The 15,267-nt window shown below is 66.0% G+C and carries 17 protein-coding genes; 2 read left to right on the top strand and 15 right to left on the bottom strand.

Annotated features, from left to right (window positions below; all coding sequences use genetic code 11):
- Positions 1-76 precede the first annotated feature (76 nt).
- Positions 77-646, bottom strand: a complete 570-nt coding sequence (locus tag VET27_RS01820) for an Rv1476 family membrane protein (RefSeq protein ID WP_526514670.1) — start codon at positions 644-646, stop codon at positions 77-79.
- Between the two features lie 144 nt (positions 647-790).
- On the opposite strand from VET27_RS01820, the gene acnA reads away from it, so the two are divergent.
- Positions 791-3,610 (top strand): aconitate hydratase AcnA, encoded by a 2,820-nt coding sequence (gene acnA / locus VET27_RS01815; RefSeq protein ID WP_526514687.1) that lies wholly within the window; start codon positions 791-793, stop codon positions 3,608-3,610.
- Between the two features lie 35 nt (positions 3,611-3,645).
- Complete coding sequence (locus VET27_RS01810; RefSeq protein WP_526514669.1) at positions 3,646-4,209, top strand: TetR/AcrR family transcriptional regulator; 564 nt, start codon at positions 3,646-3,648, stop codon at positions 4,207-4,209.
- Here VET27_RS01810 and VET27_RS01805 read toward each other — a convergent pair whose 3' ends face one another.
- From VET27_RS01805 to VET27_RS01740, 14 genes are all read right to left on the bottom strand, one after another.
- Positions 4,210-4,398: a helix-turn-helix domain-containing protein gene (locus VET27_RS01805; protein ID WP_526514668.1), complete on the bottom strand. Its 189-nt coding sequence runs from the start codon at positions 4,396-4,398 to the stop codon at positions 4,210-4,212.
- 69 nt (positions 4,399-4,467) lie between these two features.
- Positions 4,468-6,096 (bottom strand): ABC-F family ATP-binding cassette domain-containing protein, encoded by a 1,629-nt coding sequence (locus VET27_RS01800; RefSeq protein ID WP_526514667.1) that lies wholly within the window; start codon positions 6,094-6,096, stop codon positions 4,468-4,470.
- Positions 6,097-6,116: 20 nt separating this feature from the next.
- A complete protein-coding gene (locus tag VET27_RS01795) occupies positions 6,117-6,950 on the bottom strand; it encodes an enoyl-CoA hydratase (RefSeq protein WP_526514666.1) in 834 nt (277 codons plus the stop codon).
- 17 nt (positions 6,951-6,967) lie between these two features.
- Positions 6,968-7,333 (bottom strand): thioredoxin, encoded by a 366-nt coding sequence (trxA, locus tag VET27_RS01790; protein WP_526514665.1) that lies wholly within the window; start codon positions 7,331-7,333, stop codon positions 6,968-6,970.
- A gap of 59 nt (positions 7,334-7,392) precedes the next feature.
- Positions 7,393-7,614, bottom strand: a complete 222-nt coding sequence (locus tag VET27_RS01785) for a hypothetical protein (protein WP_526514664.1) — start codon at positions 7,612-7,614, stop codon at positions 7,393-7,395.
- Entirely contained in the window at positions 7,586-8,446 is an 861-nt protein-coding gene (locus VET27_RS01780; RefSeq protein ID WP_526514663.1) for an oxidoreductase, read from the bottom strand. Before VET27_RS01780 ends, VET27_RS01785 begins: the two co-directional genes overlap by 29 nt.
- 103 nt (positions 8,447-8,549) lie before the next feature.
- A complete protein-coding gene (locus tag VET27_RS01775) occupies positions 8,550-9,173 on the bottom strand; it encodes a hypothetical protein (protein WP_526514662.1) in 624 nt (207 codons plus the stop codon).
- Positions 9,174-9,412: 239 nt separating this feature from the next.
- Entirely contained in the window at positions 9,413-9,769 is a 357-nt protein-coding gene (locus VET27_RS01770) for a metal-sulfur cluster assembly factor (RefSeq protein ID WP_526514661.1), read from the bottom strand.
- Positions 9,738-10,217 carry a Fe-S cluster assembly sulfur transfer protein SufU gene (gene sufU, locus VET27_RS01765; protein WP_526514686.1) on the bottom strand — a complete coding sequence of 160 codons (480 nt, stop codon included), beginning with the start codon at positions 10,215-10,217 and terminating at the stop codon, positions 9,738-9,740. The genes VET27_RS01770 and sufU overlap by 32 nt, the downstream gene beginning before the upstream one ends.
- A gap of 17 nt (positions 10,218-10,234) precedes the next feature.
- Complete coding sequence (locus tag VET27_RS01760) at positions 10,235-11,497, bottom strand: cysteine desulfurase (RefSeq protein WP_526514660.1); 1,263 nt, start codon at positions 11,495-11,497, stop codon at positions 10,235-10,237.
- Between the two features lies 1 nt (position 11,498).
- Positions 11,499-12,263: a Fe-S cluster assembly ATPase SufC gene (gene sufC / locus VET27_RS01755; protein WP_526514659.1), complete on the bottom strand. Its 765-nt coding sequence runs from the start codon at positions 12,261-12,263 to the stop codon at positions 11,499-11,501.
- 2 nt (positions 12,264-12,265) lie between these two features.
- A complete protein-coding gene (gene sufD / locus VET27_RS01750) occupies positions 12,266-13,456 on the bottom strand; it encodes a Fe-S cluster assembly protein SufD (protein WP_526514658.1) in 1,191 nt (396 codons plus the stop codon).
- Entirely contained in the window at positions 13,456-14,877 is a 1,422-nt protein-coding gene (sufB, locus tag VET27_RS01745) for a Fe-S cluster assembly protein SufB (protein WP_526514657.1), read from the bottom strand. Before sufB ends, sufD begins: the two co-directional genes overlap by 1 nt.
- Positions 14,874-15,267 (bottom strand): helix-turn-helix transcriptional regulator (locus tag VET27_RS01740; protein WP_526514656.1); only part of this gene is annotated, 394 nt, incomplete at its 5' end. The genes VET27_RS01740 and sufB, both read right to left, overlap by 4 nt.

Here is a 15,267-nt window from a genome sequence, read left to right as displayed (position 1 = left end):
AAAGAAATTACACGTTTGTAATTGAAACGATGTTATCGAATGGTGATCTTCGATAAATGAAAGGCAGGCGGAAAAGTCAGTTGTCCGCCGCCACAGGCTTTTCCGCGACATTCGCCTTTCGGGCCCGGACCTGCAGTATTCGAGTAGCGACGGCCGCCACCGCAACACCGAGGACGAGCACGATCGTGAATGGCGCCCACGGGAAATGGGGCGTCGTCAATTCGGTCACGAAATTCTGAGAGGCCGCCACCGGAGTGCCACTCACCTTCGCGATGTCCTGCCCCGCTTCCAGCGTGACTCGGTCGAACGTCGGACTGTAAGTGCCGGCGAATGAGGGGCTCAGCACCAGTACCGTCGAACCCGGATACTCTCGGCCGACCTCCGTGGCGACGTCCCGCAGCGGAGTGTCGATCGGCGGGTTCTGGTCGAGCACGACGAGCTTGAGGTCGATGCCCTTCTGCTTCGCGTCGACCACCACCTGGGACAGCCCGGCGTTGGCGGGGACGTCCGGCGCACTGACGCCGTCGCTGCGAAGATCGTCCTGAACCAGGTCCATGCACACGTCCGGCGGCGTCGCGCCGGGATCCTCCCCGACGATCGCGCACACCTGCGACGGGATGAACAGCGGCACCTGCGGAGTCGTCACGTGCCAGACCGTACCGCCAACAGGGGCCGATCGGCTGGCAGCACGCCCGGATGAGGAGAAGACTGGGCCCCGCACCGAAGTGGTTTACAGGACAAGCGTACTGTTAGAATCCTTACCGCCGCGACACAGCCCGTCACGGCGACGATCGAACCGGGAGTTGATGTGACCAGCGTTAATTCGTTTGGAGCCCGCAACACGTTGAACGTGGGGGACGAGGCCTACGAGATCTACCGCCTGGACGCGGTACCCGGAACCGAGAAACTTCCCTACAGCCTCAAGGTGCTCGCCGAGAACCTGCTGCGCACCGAAGACGGCGCCAACATCACCAAGGACCACATCGAGGCCATCGCCAACTGGGATCCCTCGGCCGACCCAAGCATCGAGATCCAGTTCACCCCGGCCCGGGTGATCATGCAGGACTTCACCGGCGTGCCCTGCATCGTCGACCTCGCCACCATGCGCGAGGCGGTCGGCGAACTCGGCGGCGATCCAGACAAGGTCAACCCGCTGGCGCCGGCCGAAATGGTGATCGACCACTCGGTGATCGTCGACGTATTCGGCAGGCGCGACGCCTTCGAGCGCAACGTCGACATCGAGTACTCCCGGAACGGTGAGCGCTACCAGTTCCTGCGCTGGGGTCAGGGTGCGTTCGACGACTTCAAGGTGGTGCCGCCCGGCACCGGAATCGTGCACCAGGTCAACATCGAGTACCTGGCCCGCACCGTGATGGTCCGCGACGGGGTTGCGTACCCGGACACCTGCGTCGGCACCGACAGCCACACCACCATGGTCAATGGCCTCGGCGTGCTGGGCTGGGGCGTCGGCGGCATCGAGGCCGAGGCCGCGATGCTGGGCCAGCCCGTGTCGATGCTCATCCCCCGCGTCGTCGGCTTCAAGCTGTCCGGCGAGATCAAGCCCGGCGTCACGGCCACCGACGTCGTGTTGACCGTCACCGAGATGCTGCGCAAGCACGGCGTGGTCGGCAAGTTCGTCGAATTCTACGGCGAGGGCGTGGCCGAAGTGCCTCTGGCCAACCGCGCGACCCTGGGCAACATGAGCCCCGAATTCGGTTCCACCGCAGCCATCTTCCCGATCGACTCGGTGACCGTGGACTATCTGCGCCTCACCGGCCGGACCGACGAACAACTGGCCCTCGTCGAGGCCTACGCCAAGGCGCAGGGCATGTGGCACGACGCCGAGAAGGAGCCCGTCTTCTCCGAGTACCTCGAGCTCGATCTCGGCGACGTGGTGCCGTCCATCGCCGGCCCCAAGCGTCCCCAGGACCGGATCCTGCTGTCGGAGTCCAAGACCGCGTTTCGCAAGGACATCCACAACTACGTGGAGGAGAACCATCCGACGCCGGAGACGAAGCTCGACGAGGCCGTCGCAGAGTCGTTCCCGGCCAGTGATCCGGTGTCGCTGTCCTTCGCCGACGACGGCGCCGTCGACGTCCAGTCAGCGGCGAACGGCTCCCACGGAAGGCCCAGCAAGCCGGTCAAGGTGCGCTCCGACGAGCAGGGCGAGTTCGTGCTCGACCACGGCGCGGTCGTCGTCGCGGCGATCACGTCCTGCACCAATACCTCCAACCCGTCGGTGATGCTCGGTGCCGCGCTGCTGGCCCGCAACGCCGTCGAGAAGGGGCTGACCTCCAAGCCGTGGGTCAAGACGTCGATGGCGCCGGGTTCGCAGGTGGTCAGTGACTACTACGACAGGGCGGGGGTCTGGCCGTACCTGGAGAAGCTGGGCTTCTTCCTGGTCGGCTACGGCTGCACCACCTGCATCGGCAACACCGGTCCGCTGCCGGACGCGATCTCCAAGGCGATCAACGACAACGACCTCTCGGTCACCGCGGTGCTCTCGGGCAACCGCAACTTCGAAGGCCGCATCTCCCCCGACGTGAAGATGAACTACCTGGCGTCCCCGCCGTTGGTGATCGCCTACGCGCTGGCGGGAACCATGGACTTCGACTTCGAGACCGAACCGCTCGGCCAGGACAACGACGGCAACGACGTGTTCCTGAAGGACATCTGGCCGTCGTCGCAGGAAATCTCGGACGTCATCGCGTCGTCGATCGACAGGAAGATGTTCACCGACAGCTACGCCGACGTGTTCAAGGGCGACGAGCGCTGGCGCAACCTGCCCACCCCGGAGGGCAAGACGTTCGACTGGGATCCGAAGTCGACGTACGTGCGCAAGCCGCCGTACTTCGAGGGGATGCCAGCCGACCCTCAGCCCGTCAAGGACATCTCGGGCGCCAGAGTGCTTGCGCTGCTTGGTGACTCGGTGACCACCGACCACATCTCGCCGGCAGGCAACATCAAGCCGGGCACGCCGGCCGCACAGTACCTCGAGGAGAACGGCGTCGACCGCAAGGACTACAACTCCTACGGGTCGCGGCGAGGGAATCACGAGGTGATGATTCGCGGCACGTTCGCCAACATCCGGCTGCGCAACCAGCTGCTCGACGACGTGTCCGGTGGTTACACGCGCGACTTCACCCAGGATGGCGGCCCTCAGTCGTTCATCTATGACGCGGCGCAGAACTATGCGGCACAGGGCATTCCGCTGGTGGTGCTGGGCGGCAAGGAGTACGGGTCGGGATCCTCACGCGACTGGGCCGCCAAGGGCACCAGCCTGCTGGGCGTCCGCGCGGTGATCACCGAGTCGTTCGAGCGCATCCACCGTTCCAACCTGATCGGCATGGGCGTCGTCCCGCTGCAGTTCCCCGTCGGCGAGTCGGCGGCGTCGCTGAAACTCGACGGGACCGAGGTGTTCGACATCTCGGGCATCGAAGCGCTCAACGAGGGCAAGACGCCAAAGACCATGCACGTCACCGCGACCAAGGAGGACGGTTCGAAGGTCGAGTTCGACGCCGTGGTGCGCATCGACACGCCGGGAGAGGCCGACTACTACCGCAATGGCGGCATCCTGCAATACGTGCTGCGGAACATGCTCAAGGCCTAGTGGAACTCAAGGCTGAGTAGAACAGGGCCCCTCCGTTGCCACGGGTGACCGATGACCATCTGGCGGCACGTCGTCGTCAGATCCTCGACGGCGCCCGGCGGTGCTTTGCGCAGTACGGATACGAGAGCGCGACCGTGCGGCGGCTCGAGCAGACCATCGGGCTGTCGCGCGGCGCGATCTTCCATCACTTCCGCGACAAGGACACCCTGTTCTTCGAACTGGCCCGCGAGGATGCCGAACGAATGGCGGACGTGGCCTCACGCGAGGGTTTCATCCAGGTCATGCGCGACCTGCTGGCGGCTCCAGACCAGTTCGACTGGCTGGCGACCCGGCTCGAGATCGCCAGAAAGCTACGCAACGATCCCGTGTTTCAACGGGGTTGGGCGGAGCGTTCGGCGGAGTTGTCCGACGCCACGACCGAGCGGCTACGACGCCAGAAGCAGGCCGGAAGGTTACGCGACGACGTCCCCAGCGAGGTACTTCATACGTATCTCGATCTCGTTCTCGACGGACTCGTCGCCAGACTCGCGTCTGGCGACGATCCAAAGAGACTCAGCGCCGTTCTCGACGTCGTCGAGGTGTCCGTTCGTCAGCAGTGACTAGTGCCTGCGGCGGTGGTTCGGCCCGCCACGGCTGCGCATGGTCGTACCGGATTCGCGCAACATGCTGTGGATCGAGCCGTACGACTTTCCGGTAGTTCCTACCAGAGTCCGTATGCTCGCACCCTGTTCGTAAGCGCTGCGCAATTCGTCGAGCAATTCATCCCTGGGCTTGTCCAGTTCCCTCATCTGCATCTCCCCACTTTCCGAAGTACATGGCACGTACCCGGCGGGGAAAAGTTCAATCAGGTTGTGGGATCAGGCCAGTTCGATTAGGTCGCGGTACTCGTCGGACCAGTAGTCCTCGGTACCGTCCGGCAGCAGCACGACCCGCTGGGGATCCAGCGCCTCGGCGGCGCCAGGATCGTGGGTCACCAGGACGACGGCGCCGAGGTAGCTACGTAGCGCGTCCAGCACCTGTTCACGCGACGCGGGATCGAGGTTGTTGGTCGGCTCGTCGAGTAGCAGCACGTTGGCAGTCGACGCGACCAGACCGGCCAGGGCCAGCCGGGTCTTCTCGCCGCCGGACAGGGTGCCTGCAGGCTGGTCGAGTTGCGGACCGGTGAACATGAAGGCCCCGAGCAGACTCCGCAGATCCTGTTCGCCGGTGTCGGGCGCGGCGTGGCGGATGTTCTCCCACACCGAGGCCAGTCCGTCGATGGTGTCGTGTTCCTGCGCGAAGTAGCCCAGCTTGAGCCCGTGGCCGGGCTCGATCACACCGGCGTCGGCGGCTTCGGCCCCCGCCAGGATCCGCAACAGCGTGGTCTTGCCCGCGCCGTTGAGTCCGAGAACGACGACGCGGGAGCCCTTGTCGATCGCCAGGTCGACGCCGGTGAAGATCTCGAGCGAGCCGTACGTCTTGGTCAGCCCCTTGCCCACCAGCGGGGTGCGACCGCACACGGCCGGCGTCGGGAACCTGATCTTGGCGACCCTGTCGGCCACGCGCTCCTCGTCCAGCGAGGCCATCATCCGGTCGGCGCGGCGCAGCATGTTCTGCGCAGCAACCGCTTTGGTGGCCTTGGCGCCCATCTTCGCCGCCTGCGTCCGCAGCGCGCCGGCCTTGCGCTCGGCATTGGCCCGTTCGCGGCGGCGGCGCTGCTCGTCGGTGGCACGGGCATCGAGGTATTTCTGCCAGCCCATGTTGTACACGTCGGCCTCACCGCGCACGGCGTCGAGGAACCACACTCGGTTGACGACGTCGGCGAGCAGATCCACGTTGTGACTGATGACGACCAGACCGCCGGTGTAGCTCTGCAGGAACGTGCGCAGCCACCCGATCGAGTCGGCGTCGAGGTGGTTGGTCGGCTCGTCGAGCAGCAGCGTGGTGTCCGACCCCGAGCCCGTATCCGACGCCGCGAACAGGATGCGGGCCAGTTCGACGCGACGTCGCTGACCACCGGAGAGCGTCCTCAACGACTGGGTCAGGATCCGCTCCGGAAGGCCCAGGCTGGCGCAGATGCGACCCGCCTCGCTCTCCGCGGCGTACCCGCCGAGGGCGGCGAACCGCTCCTCGAGTTGACCGTAGCGCTTCACCGCCTTGTCCCTGGCGGCGTCGTCGGCGACCTCGGCCATTATCGTCTGCTGCTTCTCCAGATCGGAGAGAAGAGTGTCGAGCCCGCGCGCCGAGAGGACCCGGTCACGGGCCAGCATGTCCAGGTCACCCTCTCTGGGATCCTGTGGCAGATAGCCGATCTCACCGGTGCGGTCGATCGTGCCCGCATAGGGCTCGCCCTCGCCGGCGAGGATGCGCATCGTGGTGGTCTTGCCTGCGCCGTTACGGCCGACGAGTCCGATCCGGTCACCCGGTTGGATGCGCATAGCGGCACCCTCGATCGACAGCAGCGTACGCGCGCCAGCGCGGACCTCGAGGTCCGTTGCGGTGATCACGCTGTACTCCTCATGTCGTCTTACTTGTCGTCGGTGAAGACTGCCGGCCGCTGCTCGGCGCGCGCGGCAACCGCTTCCTCGAAGTTGGCGGTGAGCAGGCGCACGTAGAGTTGTCCCAGGCCCTCAGCCTGCATGTGACCCTCCAGGCTACCGGCCTCCAGTCCACTCCAGAGGGTCCGCTTGGTCAACTCGATGCCCGGCCGCGAGAACGACGCGATGCGCCGTGCCATCTCATAGCAGGTGTCGAGGAGGGCGTCGTCGGAGACCGTCCGCGACACCAGCCCGATGCGCTCGGCTTCCTCGGCGTCGATGTCGCGCCCGGTCAGCATCGCCTCGAATGCCCGTGACGTGCCAATTGCCTTGGGCAGCAGGTAGGAAAGGCCGAGCTCACTCGCGGTCAGGCCGTTGTTGATGCCCGCCGCCCGGAAGTAGGCGGCCTGCGCCGCGACCCTGATGTCACATGCCAGCGCCAGGCACAGGCCGCCTCCGATGGCAGCGCCGTTGACCGCCGCGATGACGGGTTGGTGCATCTTCCGTATGGCGAGAATCACGTCGTCCAGCACTTCCATGGACCGCAACGCGAACGTCGGCCGGGTCAGTCCGGCGACGTGCGGGACGGATCCCGCCGACTTGTGGTCGGCACCAGAGGAGAAGCCCCGGCCCGCGCCGGTCAACACCACGACGCGGGTGTCATTGTCGGAGGTGAGCTCGTCGAGTGCCTTCTTCAGCGGAACGATGACGTCGAACGCCATCGAGTTCATCCGCCCGGGCCTGTTGAGCGTCACCAACGCCACATGGGGTTGCGGGTGGTCGACGAGGACCAGGGGTTCGTTCTGCTCGGTCACGGACTGCACGCTATCGCGTGCGTTCGTTAGACCTCTTCTGCTTTGGCCTGCTCGGCGATCGCGGCGTCGATGTCGAGTTCCTTGATCTGGTCGATCACGGCCTCGAGGTCCTTCGCAGGCAGCATGCCGGAGTGCCGAAAGACCATGTGGCCCTTCTTGAAGGCCATGAGCGTGGGGATCGCCTGGATCTCCGCGGCGGCGGCCAGACCTTGCTCGGCCTCGGTGTCGACCTTCGCATGCACCACGTCGGGATGCTTGTCGGACGAGGCCGCGTAGGTCGGCGCGAATGCGCGACACGGTCCGCACCACTCCGCCCAGAAATCGACGAGCACGATTTCGTTGTCGGTGATGGTGTCATTGAACTGTTCGGTGGTGATGTCCTGCGTGCTCACGTCTTTCCCAACGTCAGGTTCTAGCTGCTTGTTCCCACCCTGTGGTCCGCGCAAAACGGTCAATGCAACGTGCTCAGCGCAGATTGCGCGTCGTAACCATTGAACCCGTCCAGCGTGTCGTCGCGCAGCCTGTTCACCCACGCCGGATCCGCCAGCAGAGCCCGGCCGATGGCGACGACGTCGAATTCGCCCGCCTCGAACTGCGCGATGACCCGGTCCGCGGGTGCCGGTGCGATCACCTGGCGCGGCCACTCATCCCGGAAGGCGGTGTCCAGTCTCACCGAGCCGACCGCGATCACGGGCGTTCCGGTCACCTTCTTCGTCCAACCGGACAGGCTGAGAACCGGATCTGCGTCGGGGAAGGCCGCAACGTAGTGCCGCCGCGTGGACGGATGGAAGACCTCGACACCGGCGTCCACCAGTGGCGCCCAGCAGCTCTTGCAGCTGGGTGGGGTCACCCGCGATGGAGGCGTCTTCATCGGTTCCCTTCCACTGCGAGAACCGGAAGACGATCGGGAAGTCCGGACCGACGGCCGCGCGGATTGCGGCCACCACCTCGGCGGGGAATCGCGTGCGGCCCGCCAGCAAACCGCCGTAACCGTCGGTGCGCAGATTGGTCTTCTCCCAGAAGAATTCGTCGAGGAGATAACCGTGCGCTCCGTGAATCTCGACGGCGTCGAAACCGGCCTCGCGCGCATTGCCGGTCGCCGCGGCGAATTGATCGGCCACGCCGGCCAGCTCATTCGCCGCCAGCGCGCGCCCCTTCGACTCCCCCAACCCGTTGACCCCAGAGGGACTCACCGGCGCGACGCCGTCGGCGTCGCCACGCTCGGCGCCCTGATGCCACAGCTGGGCGGCGATCACGGCGCCGTCGGCATGGACGGCTTTGGTCATCCTGCGCCAACCCGCGAGCACGTCGTCGCCTGCGAGGGTAGGCACCGACTCGGGGAAGCAGGCGGCGGGGTCCGGCAGGCGAATCCCCTCGGTGATGACGAGTCCGACGCCACCCGCCGCCCGACGGGCGTAGTAGTCGGCGACGTCGGGACCCGGCACGCCTCCCGGCGATGCCTGCCATGTCATGGGGGCCATGGCGAACCGGTTGGGAATGGTCATCGACCGGACGGTCAGCGGTCGGAACGGCTCGGTCGCGCCTTCGATGCTCGTGAAGGGGTGCAACGTGGTTCGTCGTTCGACGATTCCACTTCGCGCGAGCCGGTCACAACTCAGCGCGGCCGCGGTCGAGGAATTCTCCGATGTCGGCCGCGAGTCGGTCCACGTCGTGCGACGGATCGAGGGTCAGGAACGCACCGAACGGAGCGTTCCAGAACACGCCGATGCGGGATGTCCATGGGCCGACGTACGCATACGGCAGCGGGTGGAAGTCGTCACCGGGCGAGACGCCGTAGTTCACCTCGTCCTCGGTGACCGCCACGTCGAAGTGTTCGGGCCACAGCACCGGGTGCTGATCCGGCAGAGTGCTCTTCAACGCAAAGCCGCCCGCGTACAGACTGCGGTGGATGAGTTCTGCGGCATCGGCGTCGATGTCGAGCACGGTCTCGGGGAGCAGCGGGTCGGCGACCTCGTAGACACCCTCGGGCGGTCCGACGTCGAGGTCCGTCGCCGCGGCGAGTGCGCCGACCGTTCCCGTCAGCGGCGCGGCGTCCTCACCCCAGATCAGTTCGGAGCCGCGCACCGCGACGGGAATGGATACACCGGTGAAGCCATCGGGCCGGACGGCGAGCCGAACGGTCCCGGCCGACCGGTACTGAGGACCCGCTATGAAACTCTCCGCGATGCCGCGAAGCTGGCGGCGCGTGGTGACGTATCGGTCCCCGCGCATGGGCTTCCTTCCGGTTGACGAGCTCAGATCTTCGCGGCCTCTTCCACCGTTTCACACACGGTCGAAGCGTGTCACACCCGTCTGCCACTATCGAACATAGATGCGAGAGTGAGGGCGGCATGGCGATCGACCTGGCAGAAGTAGCGGCAGATCGAAGAGACCTCGAACCGAACCCGACGCCGCCTAGGCGGGGCGCCGGGGCGCAGGCCGGGCGCCAAGACACCCGGGCGACAAGACGCTCAGACCGTGAACCCGAGTGCCCTCAACTGCTCGCGCCCGTCCTCGGTGATCTTGTCCGGACCCCACGGCGGGTTCCACACCCAGTTGATCTTGATCTCGTTGACCAGGCCGGAGCCGACGAGTGCGGTGCGGGACTGGTCTTCGATGACGTCGGTCAGCGGGCAGGCGGCCGAGGTCAGCGTCATGTCGATCAGCGCAACCTTGGAGCCGGCGTCGCCATCCTCGATGTTCAGTCCGTAGACCAGCCCGAGGTCGACGACGTTGATGCCCAGTTCGGGGTCGACCACGTCGCGCATCGCCTCTTCGAGATCGGCGAGCGTCTCGTCATCCGGTAGCTGTGCGGCGGTTTCGCTCATCGTCATCCTCCTGTAGATCTGATTCTGCACTCGCCTGTGCCAGCGCGTCCTTGAACGCCATCCACCCCAGCAGCGCGCACTTCACGCGAGCGGGGTACTTGGCGACTCCGGCGAAGGCGATCCCGTCACCGATGACGTCCTCGTCCCCTTCAACGTTCCCGCGCGACGAGATCATCTCGGTGAACGCCGCCACGGTCTTCAGCGCGACGCCCATGCTCTGCCCGATTACCTGATCGGTGAGCACCGATGTCGCCGCCTGGCTGATCGAGCAGCCTTGACCGTCATACGAGATGTCGGCGACCGTCTCACCGTCCTCCGACAACGCGACGCGCAGCGTCACCTCGTCGCCACAGGTCGGGTTGACGTGATGGACCTGCGCGCCAAAGGGTTCACGGAGCCCACGATGATGCGGGTGCTTGTAGTGATCGAGGATCACTTCCTGATACATCTGCTCGAGCCGCACGGCTAGTTCCGCCCGAAGAACTCGATGGACCGTTGAATGCCCGCCACCAGGCGGTCCACTTCATCGAGGGTGTTGTAGATCGCGAATGACGCCCGCGCTGTGGAGGCGACGCCGAACCGCCGGTGCAGCGGCCAGGCGCAGTGATGACCGACACGGACCGCGACGCCTTCGTCATCGAGAACCTGACCGACGTCGTGTGCGTGGATCCCGTCGACGACGAAGCTCACCGGCGACCCGCGGTGTTCCAGCGAGGTGGGGCCGATGGCCCGTACGCCGTCGAGCCCCGAGAGGCCATCCAGCGCCGCCGCGACCAGTTCGGCCTCGTGCGCCTCGACCACGTCCATCCCGATCTCGCTCAAATATCTTGCGGCGGCGGCTAATCCGACGACCTGGGACGTCATGGGCGTGCCCGCCTCGAACCGCTGCGGTGCGGGTGCGTAGGTGGTGGCCTCCATCGTCACTGTCTCGATCATCGAGCCACCGGTGATGAACGGGGGCATGGCGTTGAGCAGTTCGCGGCGTCCGTAGAGCACGCCGATTCCCGTGGGGCCCAACATCTTGTGTCCGGAGAATGCGGCGTAGTCGACGTCGAGTGCGTGCAAGTCGACGGGCTCGTGCGGTACCGACTGGCAGGCGTCGAGCACCGTCAGTGCGCCGACGGCCTTGGCGCGCGAGACCAACTCCGCGACCGGCGCGATGGCGCCGGTCACGTTCGAGTGGTGGCTGAAGGCAACGACTTTGACCCGCTCGTCGAGTTCCAGCGAGTCCAGGTCGATGCGGCCGTCCTCGGTCACCCCGTACCACCGCAGCGTGGCGCCGGTGCGTCGGGCCAGTTCCTGCCACGGGATGAGGTTTGCGTGGTGCTCCAGCTCGGTGGTGACGATGACGTCACCGGGTCCGACGACTCGCTCGAAGCGGTCGTCCCCCAACACGTGGGACACCAGGTTGATCGACTCGGTGGCGTTCTTCGTGAAGACCAGTTCGTCGGTATCGGCGCCGACGAAGGCCGCGATGTCCTCGCGCCCATGCTCGTAGGCGTCGGTGGATTCCTCCATCAGCTGGTGCGCGCCGCGGTGCACGGCCCCGTTGGAGGTCGTCAGGAACTCACGTTCGGCACCGAGTACCTGCAACGGCTTTTGCGACGTCGCACCGGAATCCAGGTAGGCCAACTGGTTTCCGCCACGCATCTGCCTGGCCAGGATCGGAAAGTCGGCCCGAATCCTGGCGAGTTGAGCGGCATCCAAGGTTCGTACCGAGGCGGTCACGTTACGCTCCGACCGCCTGGGTGAAGCGCTCGTAGCCGTGTTCCTCGAGTTCGTCGGCGAGCTCCGGGCCACCCGACTGCACGATGCGGCCGCCCACGAAGACGTGGACGAACTGCGGCTGGATGTAGCGCAGGATGCGGGTGTAGTGAGTGATCAGCAGCACGCCAGCGTTCTCAGCCTCCGCGTACCGGTTCACACCCTCGCTGACCACGCGCAGCGCGTCGACGTCGAGCCCGGAATCGGTTTCGTCGAGGATCGCGATCTTGGGCTTGAGCAGGCCGAGCTGCAGGATCTCGTGGCGCTTCTTCTCGCCGCCCGAGAATCCTTCGTTGACACTGCGTTCGCTGAACGTCGGGTCGATGTCGAGATCGCTCATCGCGCTCTTGACCTCCTTGACCCAGTGGCGCAGTTTGGGCGCCTCGCCACGGACCGCGGTGGCGGCCGTGCGCAGGAAGTTCGACATCGACACGCCTGGCACCTCGATCGGGTACTGCATGGCGAGGAACAGGCCTGCCCGCGCACGCTCGTCGACGCTCATCTCCAGGACGTCCTGGCCGTCCAGGGTGATCGACCCCGACGTGACGGTGTACTTGGGATGTCCGGCGATGGCGTAGGAGAGCGTCGACTTGCCGGAACCGTTGGGCCCCATCACCGCGTGGGTCTCCCCCGACTTCACGGTCAGGTCGACGCCCTTCAGGATCGGGATGTCCTGCCCTTCCGGGGACGTCACGCTGACGTGCAGGTCTTTGACTTCCAGAGTGGTCATGATTACGAGGTCCTTGATTCGGTGATGGCCAGTTCGTGTTCGATGGCGTCGGTCAATCGATCGCGCACGCCGGGGATGGCGATCTTGGAGATGAGTTCTCCGAAGAAGCCGCGCACCACCAGTCGGCGGGCCTGCTCCTCGGGAATGCCGCGGGCCCGCAGGTAGAACAACTGCTCGTCGTCGAATCTTCCTGTGGCACTGGCGTGTCCAGCTCCGACGATCTCGCCGGTCTCGATCTCGAGGTTGGGCACCGAGTCGGCGCGGGCGCCGTCGGTCAGTACCAGGTTTCGGTTCACTTCGAAGGTGTCGGTACCGGTAGCCTCGGCTCTGATGAGCACGTCGCCCACCCACACCGTGTGGGCGTCCGGCCGCTTCGACTCTGGATCGCCTTGCAACGCACCTTTGTACAGCACATTGGACTTGCAGTTCGGCTGCGAATGGTCGACCAGTAGCCGCGACTCGAAGTGCTGCCCGTCGTCGGCGAAGTACAGACCGAGCAACTCGGCGTCGCCGCCCGGTCCGGCGTACCGGACCGTGGTCGAGGCGCGCACCACGTCACCGCCGAGCGTGACGGCGACGTGCTTTAGCACCGCGTCCTTGCCCAGCCGGGCGTGGTGTGCGCTCACGTGCACGGTGTCGTCGGCCCAGTCGGCGATCCACACGACCGTCAGCCGTGCTGCGTCGCCGACGACGAACTCGACGTTGTCGGCATAGGTTCCGCTGCCGCGGTGGTCGATGACGACGAGCGCCTCGGCGAGTTCATCGACGCGCAGCTGCAGATGGCCGTATGCCGTCGCACCCTCGCCGGGACCGGTGACGGTGATCTCGATGGGCTCGGCCACCTCGGTGTCGCGCGCCACGGTGACGATCGTCGCCTGGTTGAAAGACGAGAATGCCTGCGCCGCAACCCGATCGGCGGGAACGCCGGCCTGGCCGAGACGTTCGTCGCCGCGGCGAACGGACTCGACCGTGACGCCGGGGCGTTCAGCGACCTCGATCAGTGCACTTCCGGTCGCGGGCGCGGAGCCGTCGTGGAGGCCGCGCAGCCGTTTTAGCGGCGTGAACCGCCACAGTTCGTCACGGCCGCCGGGCACCTCGAAGGCGTCGACGTCAAACGAGCTGAACTGCTCGCCCTTGTTCTTGATGATTCCTGCGGCGCCTTCGACGGCTTCGGTCAAGTTCTGAGCCCCCACTATCCGACCGCGCCTTCCATCTGAAGCTCGATCAGGCGGTTCAGCTCGAGGGCGTACTCCATCGGGAGTTCCTTCGCGATCGGCTCCACGAAGCCGCGCACCACCATCGCCATCGCCTCGTCCTCGGTCATGCCGCGGCTCATCAGGTAGAACAGCTGATCCGCACTGACCTTGGACACGGTGGCCTCGTGACCCATCGTCACGTCGTCCTCACGGATGTCGACGTACGGGTACGTGTCGCTGCGGCTGATCGAATCGACCAGCAGCGCATCACACTTCACGCTCGACCGGGATCCGTGGGCACCCTTGTTGATCTGAACCAGGCCGCGGTACGACGCCCGGCCACCGCCGCGCGCAACCGACTTGGAGACGATGTTGCTCGACGTGTTCGGCGCAAGGTGCAGCATCTTGGCGCCCGTGTCCTGGTGCTGACCCTCGCCGGCGAACGCCACGGAGAGAACCTCACCCTTGGCGTGCTCGCCGGTCATCCACACCGCCGGGTACTTCATGGTGACCTTCGAGCCGATGTTGCCGTCGACCCACTCCATGGTGGCGCCCGCCTCGGCCCTGGCCCGCTTGGTGACCAGGTTGTAGACGTTGTTCGACCAGTTCTGGATGGTGGTGTACCGGCAGCGGCCACCCGGCTTGACGATGATCTCGACGACCGCGGAGTGCAGCGAGTCCGACTTGTAGATCGGCGCGGTACAACCCTCGACGTAGTGCACGTAGGCGTCCTCGTCGACGATGATCAGCGTGCGCTCGAACTGGCCCATGTTCTCGGTGTTGATGCGGAAGTAGGCCTGCAGCGGGATGTCGACGTGCACGCCCTTCGGCACGTAGATGAACGATCCGCCGGACCACACGGCCGTGTTGAGCGCGGCGAACTTGTTGTCGCCGACGGGGATCACGGACCCGAAGTGCTCCTTGAATACGTCCTCATGCTCCCGGAGGCCGGTGTCGGTGTCGAGGAACAGCACGCCCTGCGCCTCGAGGTCCTCGCGGATCGCGTGGTAGACGACCTCGGACTCGTACTGGGCGGCGACGCCGGACACCAGGCGCTGCTTCTCCGCCTCGGGGATGCCCAGTCGGTCGTACGTGTTCTTGATGTCGTCGGGCAGGTCGTCCCAGCTCGCCGCCTGCTTCTCGGTCGACCGCACGAAGTACTTGATGTTGTCGAAGTCGATCCCGTTGAGGTCCGATCCCCAGGTGGGCATCGGCTTCTTGCCGAACAGCCGCAGGCCCTTGAGACGCAGGTCGAGCATCCACTCGGGCTCGTTCTTCTTCGCAGAGATGTCCCGGACGACGTCCTCGTTGATGCCGCGACGTGCGTTCGAGCCGGCGTCGTCGGCGTCGTGCCAGCCGTACTCGTAGCGACCGAGCTCGTCGATCGTTGCGGCTTGTTCCTGCGCTGCAGTGCTCATGCCGGGACCTTTCCGAGGATGCTGCTGGCGAGTTGGGTGTTCGAAGACTCTGCCGCGATGACGGCGGTGCAGACCTCGTCGCCGTGGGCGAGGGTGGCCAGTCGGGTCACGTGCCGGCCGAGCACACGGCTCAGCTCGGCGGTCTCCGCCTCGCAGAACGCGGGGAACTCGCGGGCGGCGTCCACGACGGGGCAGTGGTGCTGGCACAGCTGGACGGCGACGTCGCCGAGCGGCTCGATGACCGCCGCGTACCCCTCACGGGTCAGCATGTCGGCGACGTCCTGGGGCGTGGCCGAGCCGTCCGGGGTGCGCAAGGCGCCCGCGAGCTGCCGGGCGCGGTCGACCGCGAACGACTCGACGGCGGCCGGACCGTACTCGGTGGACAGGAAG

The sequence above is a fragment of the Mycobacterium sp. genome, assembly GCF_035633495.1.
In the GTDB taxonomy this organism is placed as follows: Bacteria; Actinomycetota; Actinomycetes; order Mycobacteriales; family Mycobacteriaceae; genus Mycobacterium.
Note: the sequence above shows the minus strand (reverse complement) of the source record. Positions and strands in the feature narration are given on the sequence as shown.

Bases quoted from the DNA above. Each gene is read 5' to 3' on its own strand.
- VET27_RS01805 (WP_526514668.1), bottom strand. From the start codon at position 4,398: ATGAGGGAACTGGACAAGCCCAGGGATGAATTGCTCGACGAATTGCGC.
- VET27_RS01775 (WP_526514662.1), bottom strand. From the start codon at position 9,173: ATGCGCGGGGACCGATACGTCACCACGCGCCGCCAGCTTCGCGGCATC.
- VET27_RS01780 (WP_526514663.1), bottom strand. From the start codon at position 8,446: ATGACCATTCCCAACCGGTTCGCCATGGCCCCCATGACATGGCAGGCA.
- sufU (WP_526514686.1), bottom strand. From the start codon at position 10,217: ATGTATCAGGAAGTGATCCTCGATCACTACAAGCACCCGCATCATCGT.
- VET27_RS01770 (WP_526514661.1), bottom strand. From the start codon at position 9,769: ATGAGCGAAACCGCCGCACAGCTACCGGATGACGAGACGCTCGCCGAT.
- sufC (WP_526514659.1), bottom strand. From the start codon at position 12,263: ATGACCACTCTGGAAGTCAAAGACCTGCACGTCAGCGTGACGTCCCCG.
- sufB (WP_526514657.1), bottom strand. From the start codon at position 14,877: ATGAGCACTGCAGCGCAGGAACAAGCCGCAACGATCGACGAGCTCGGT.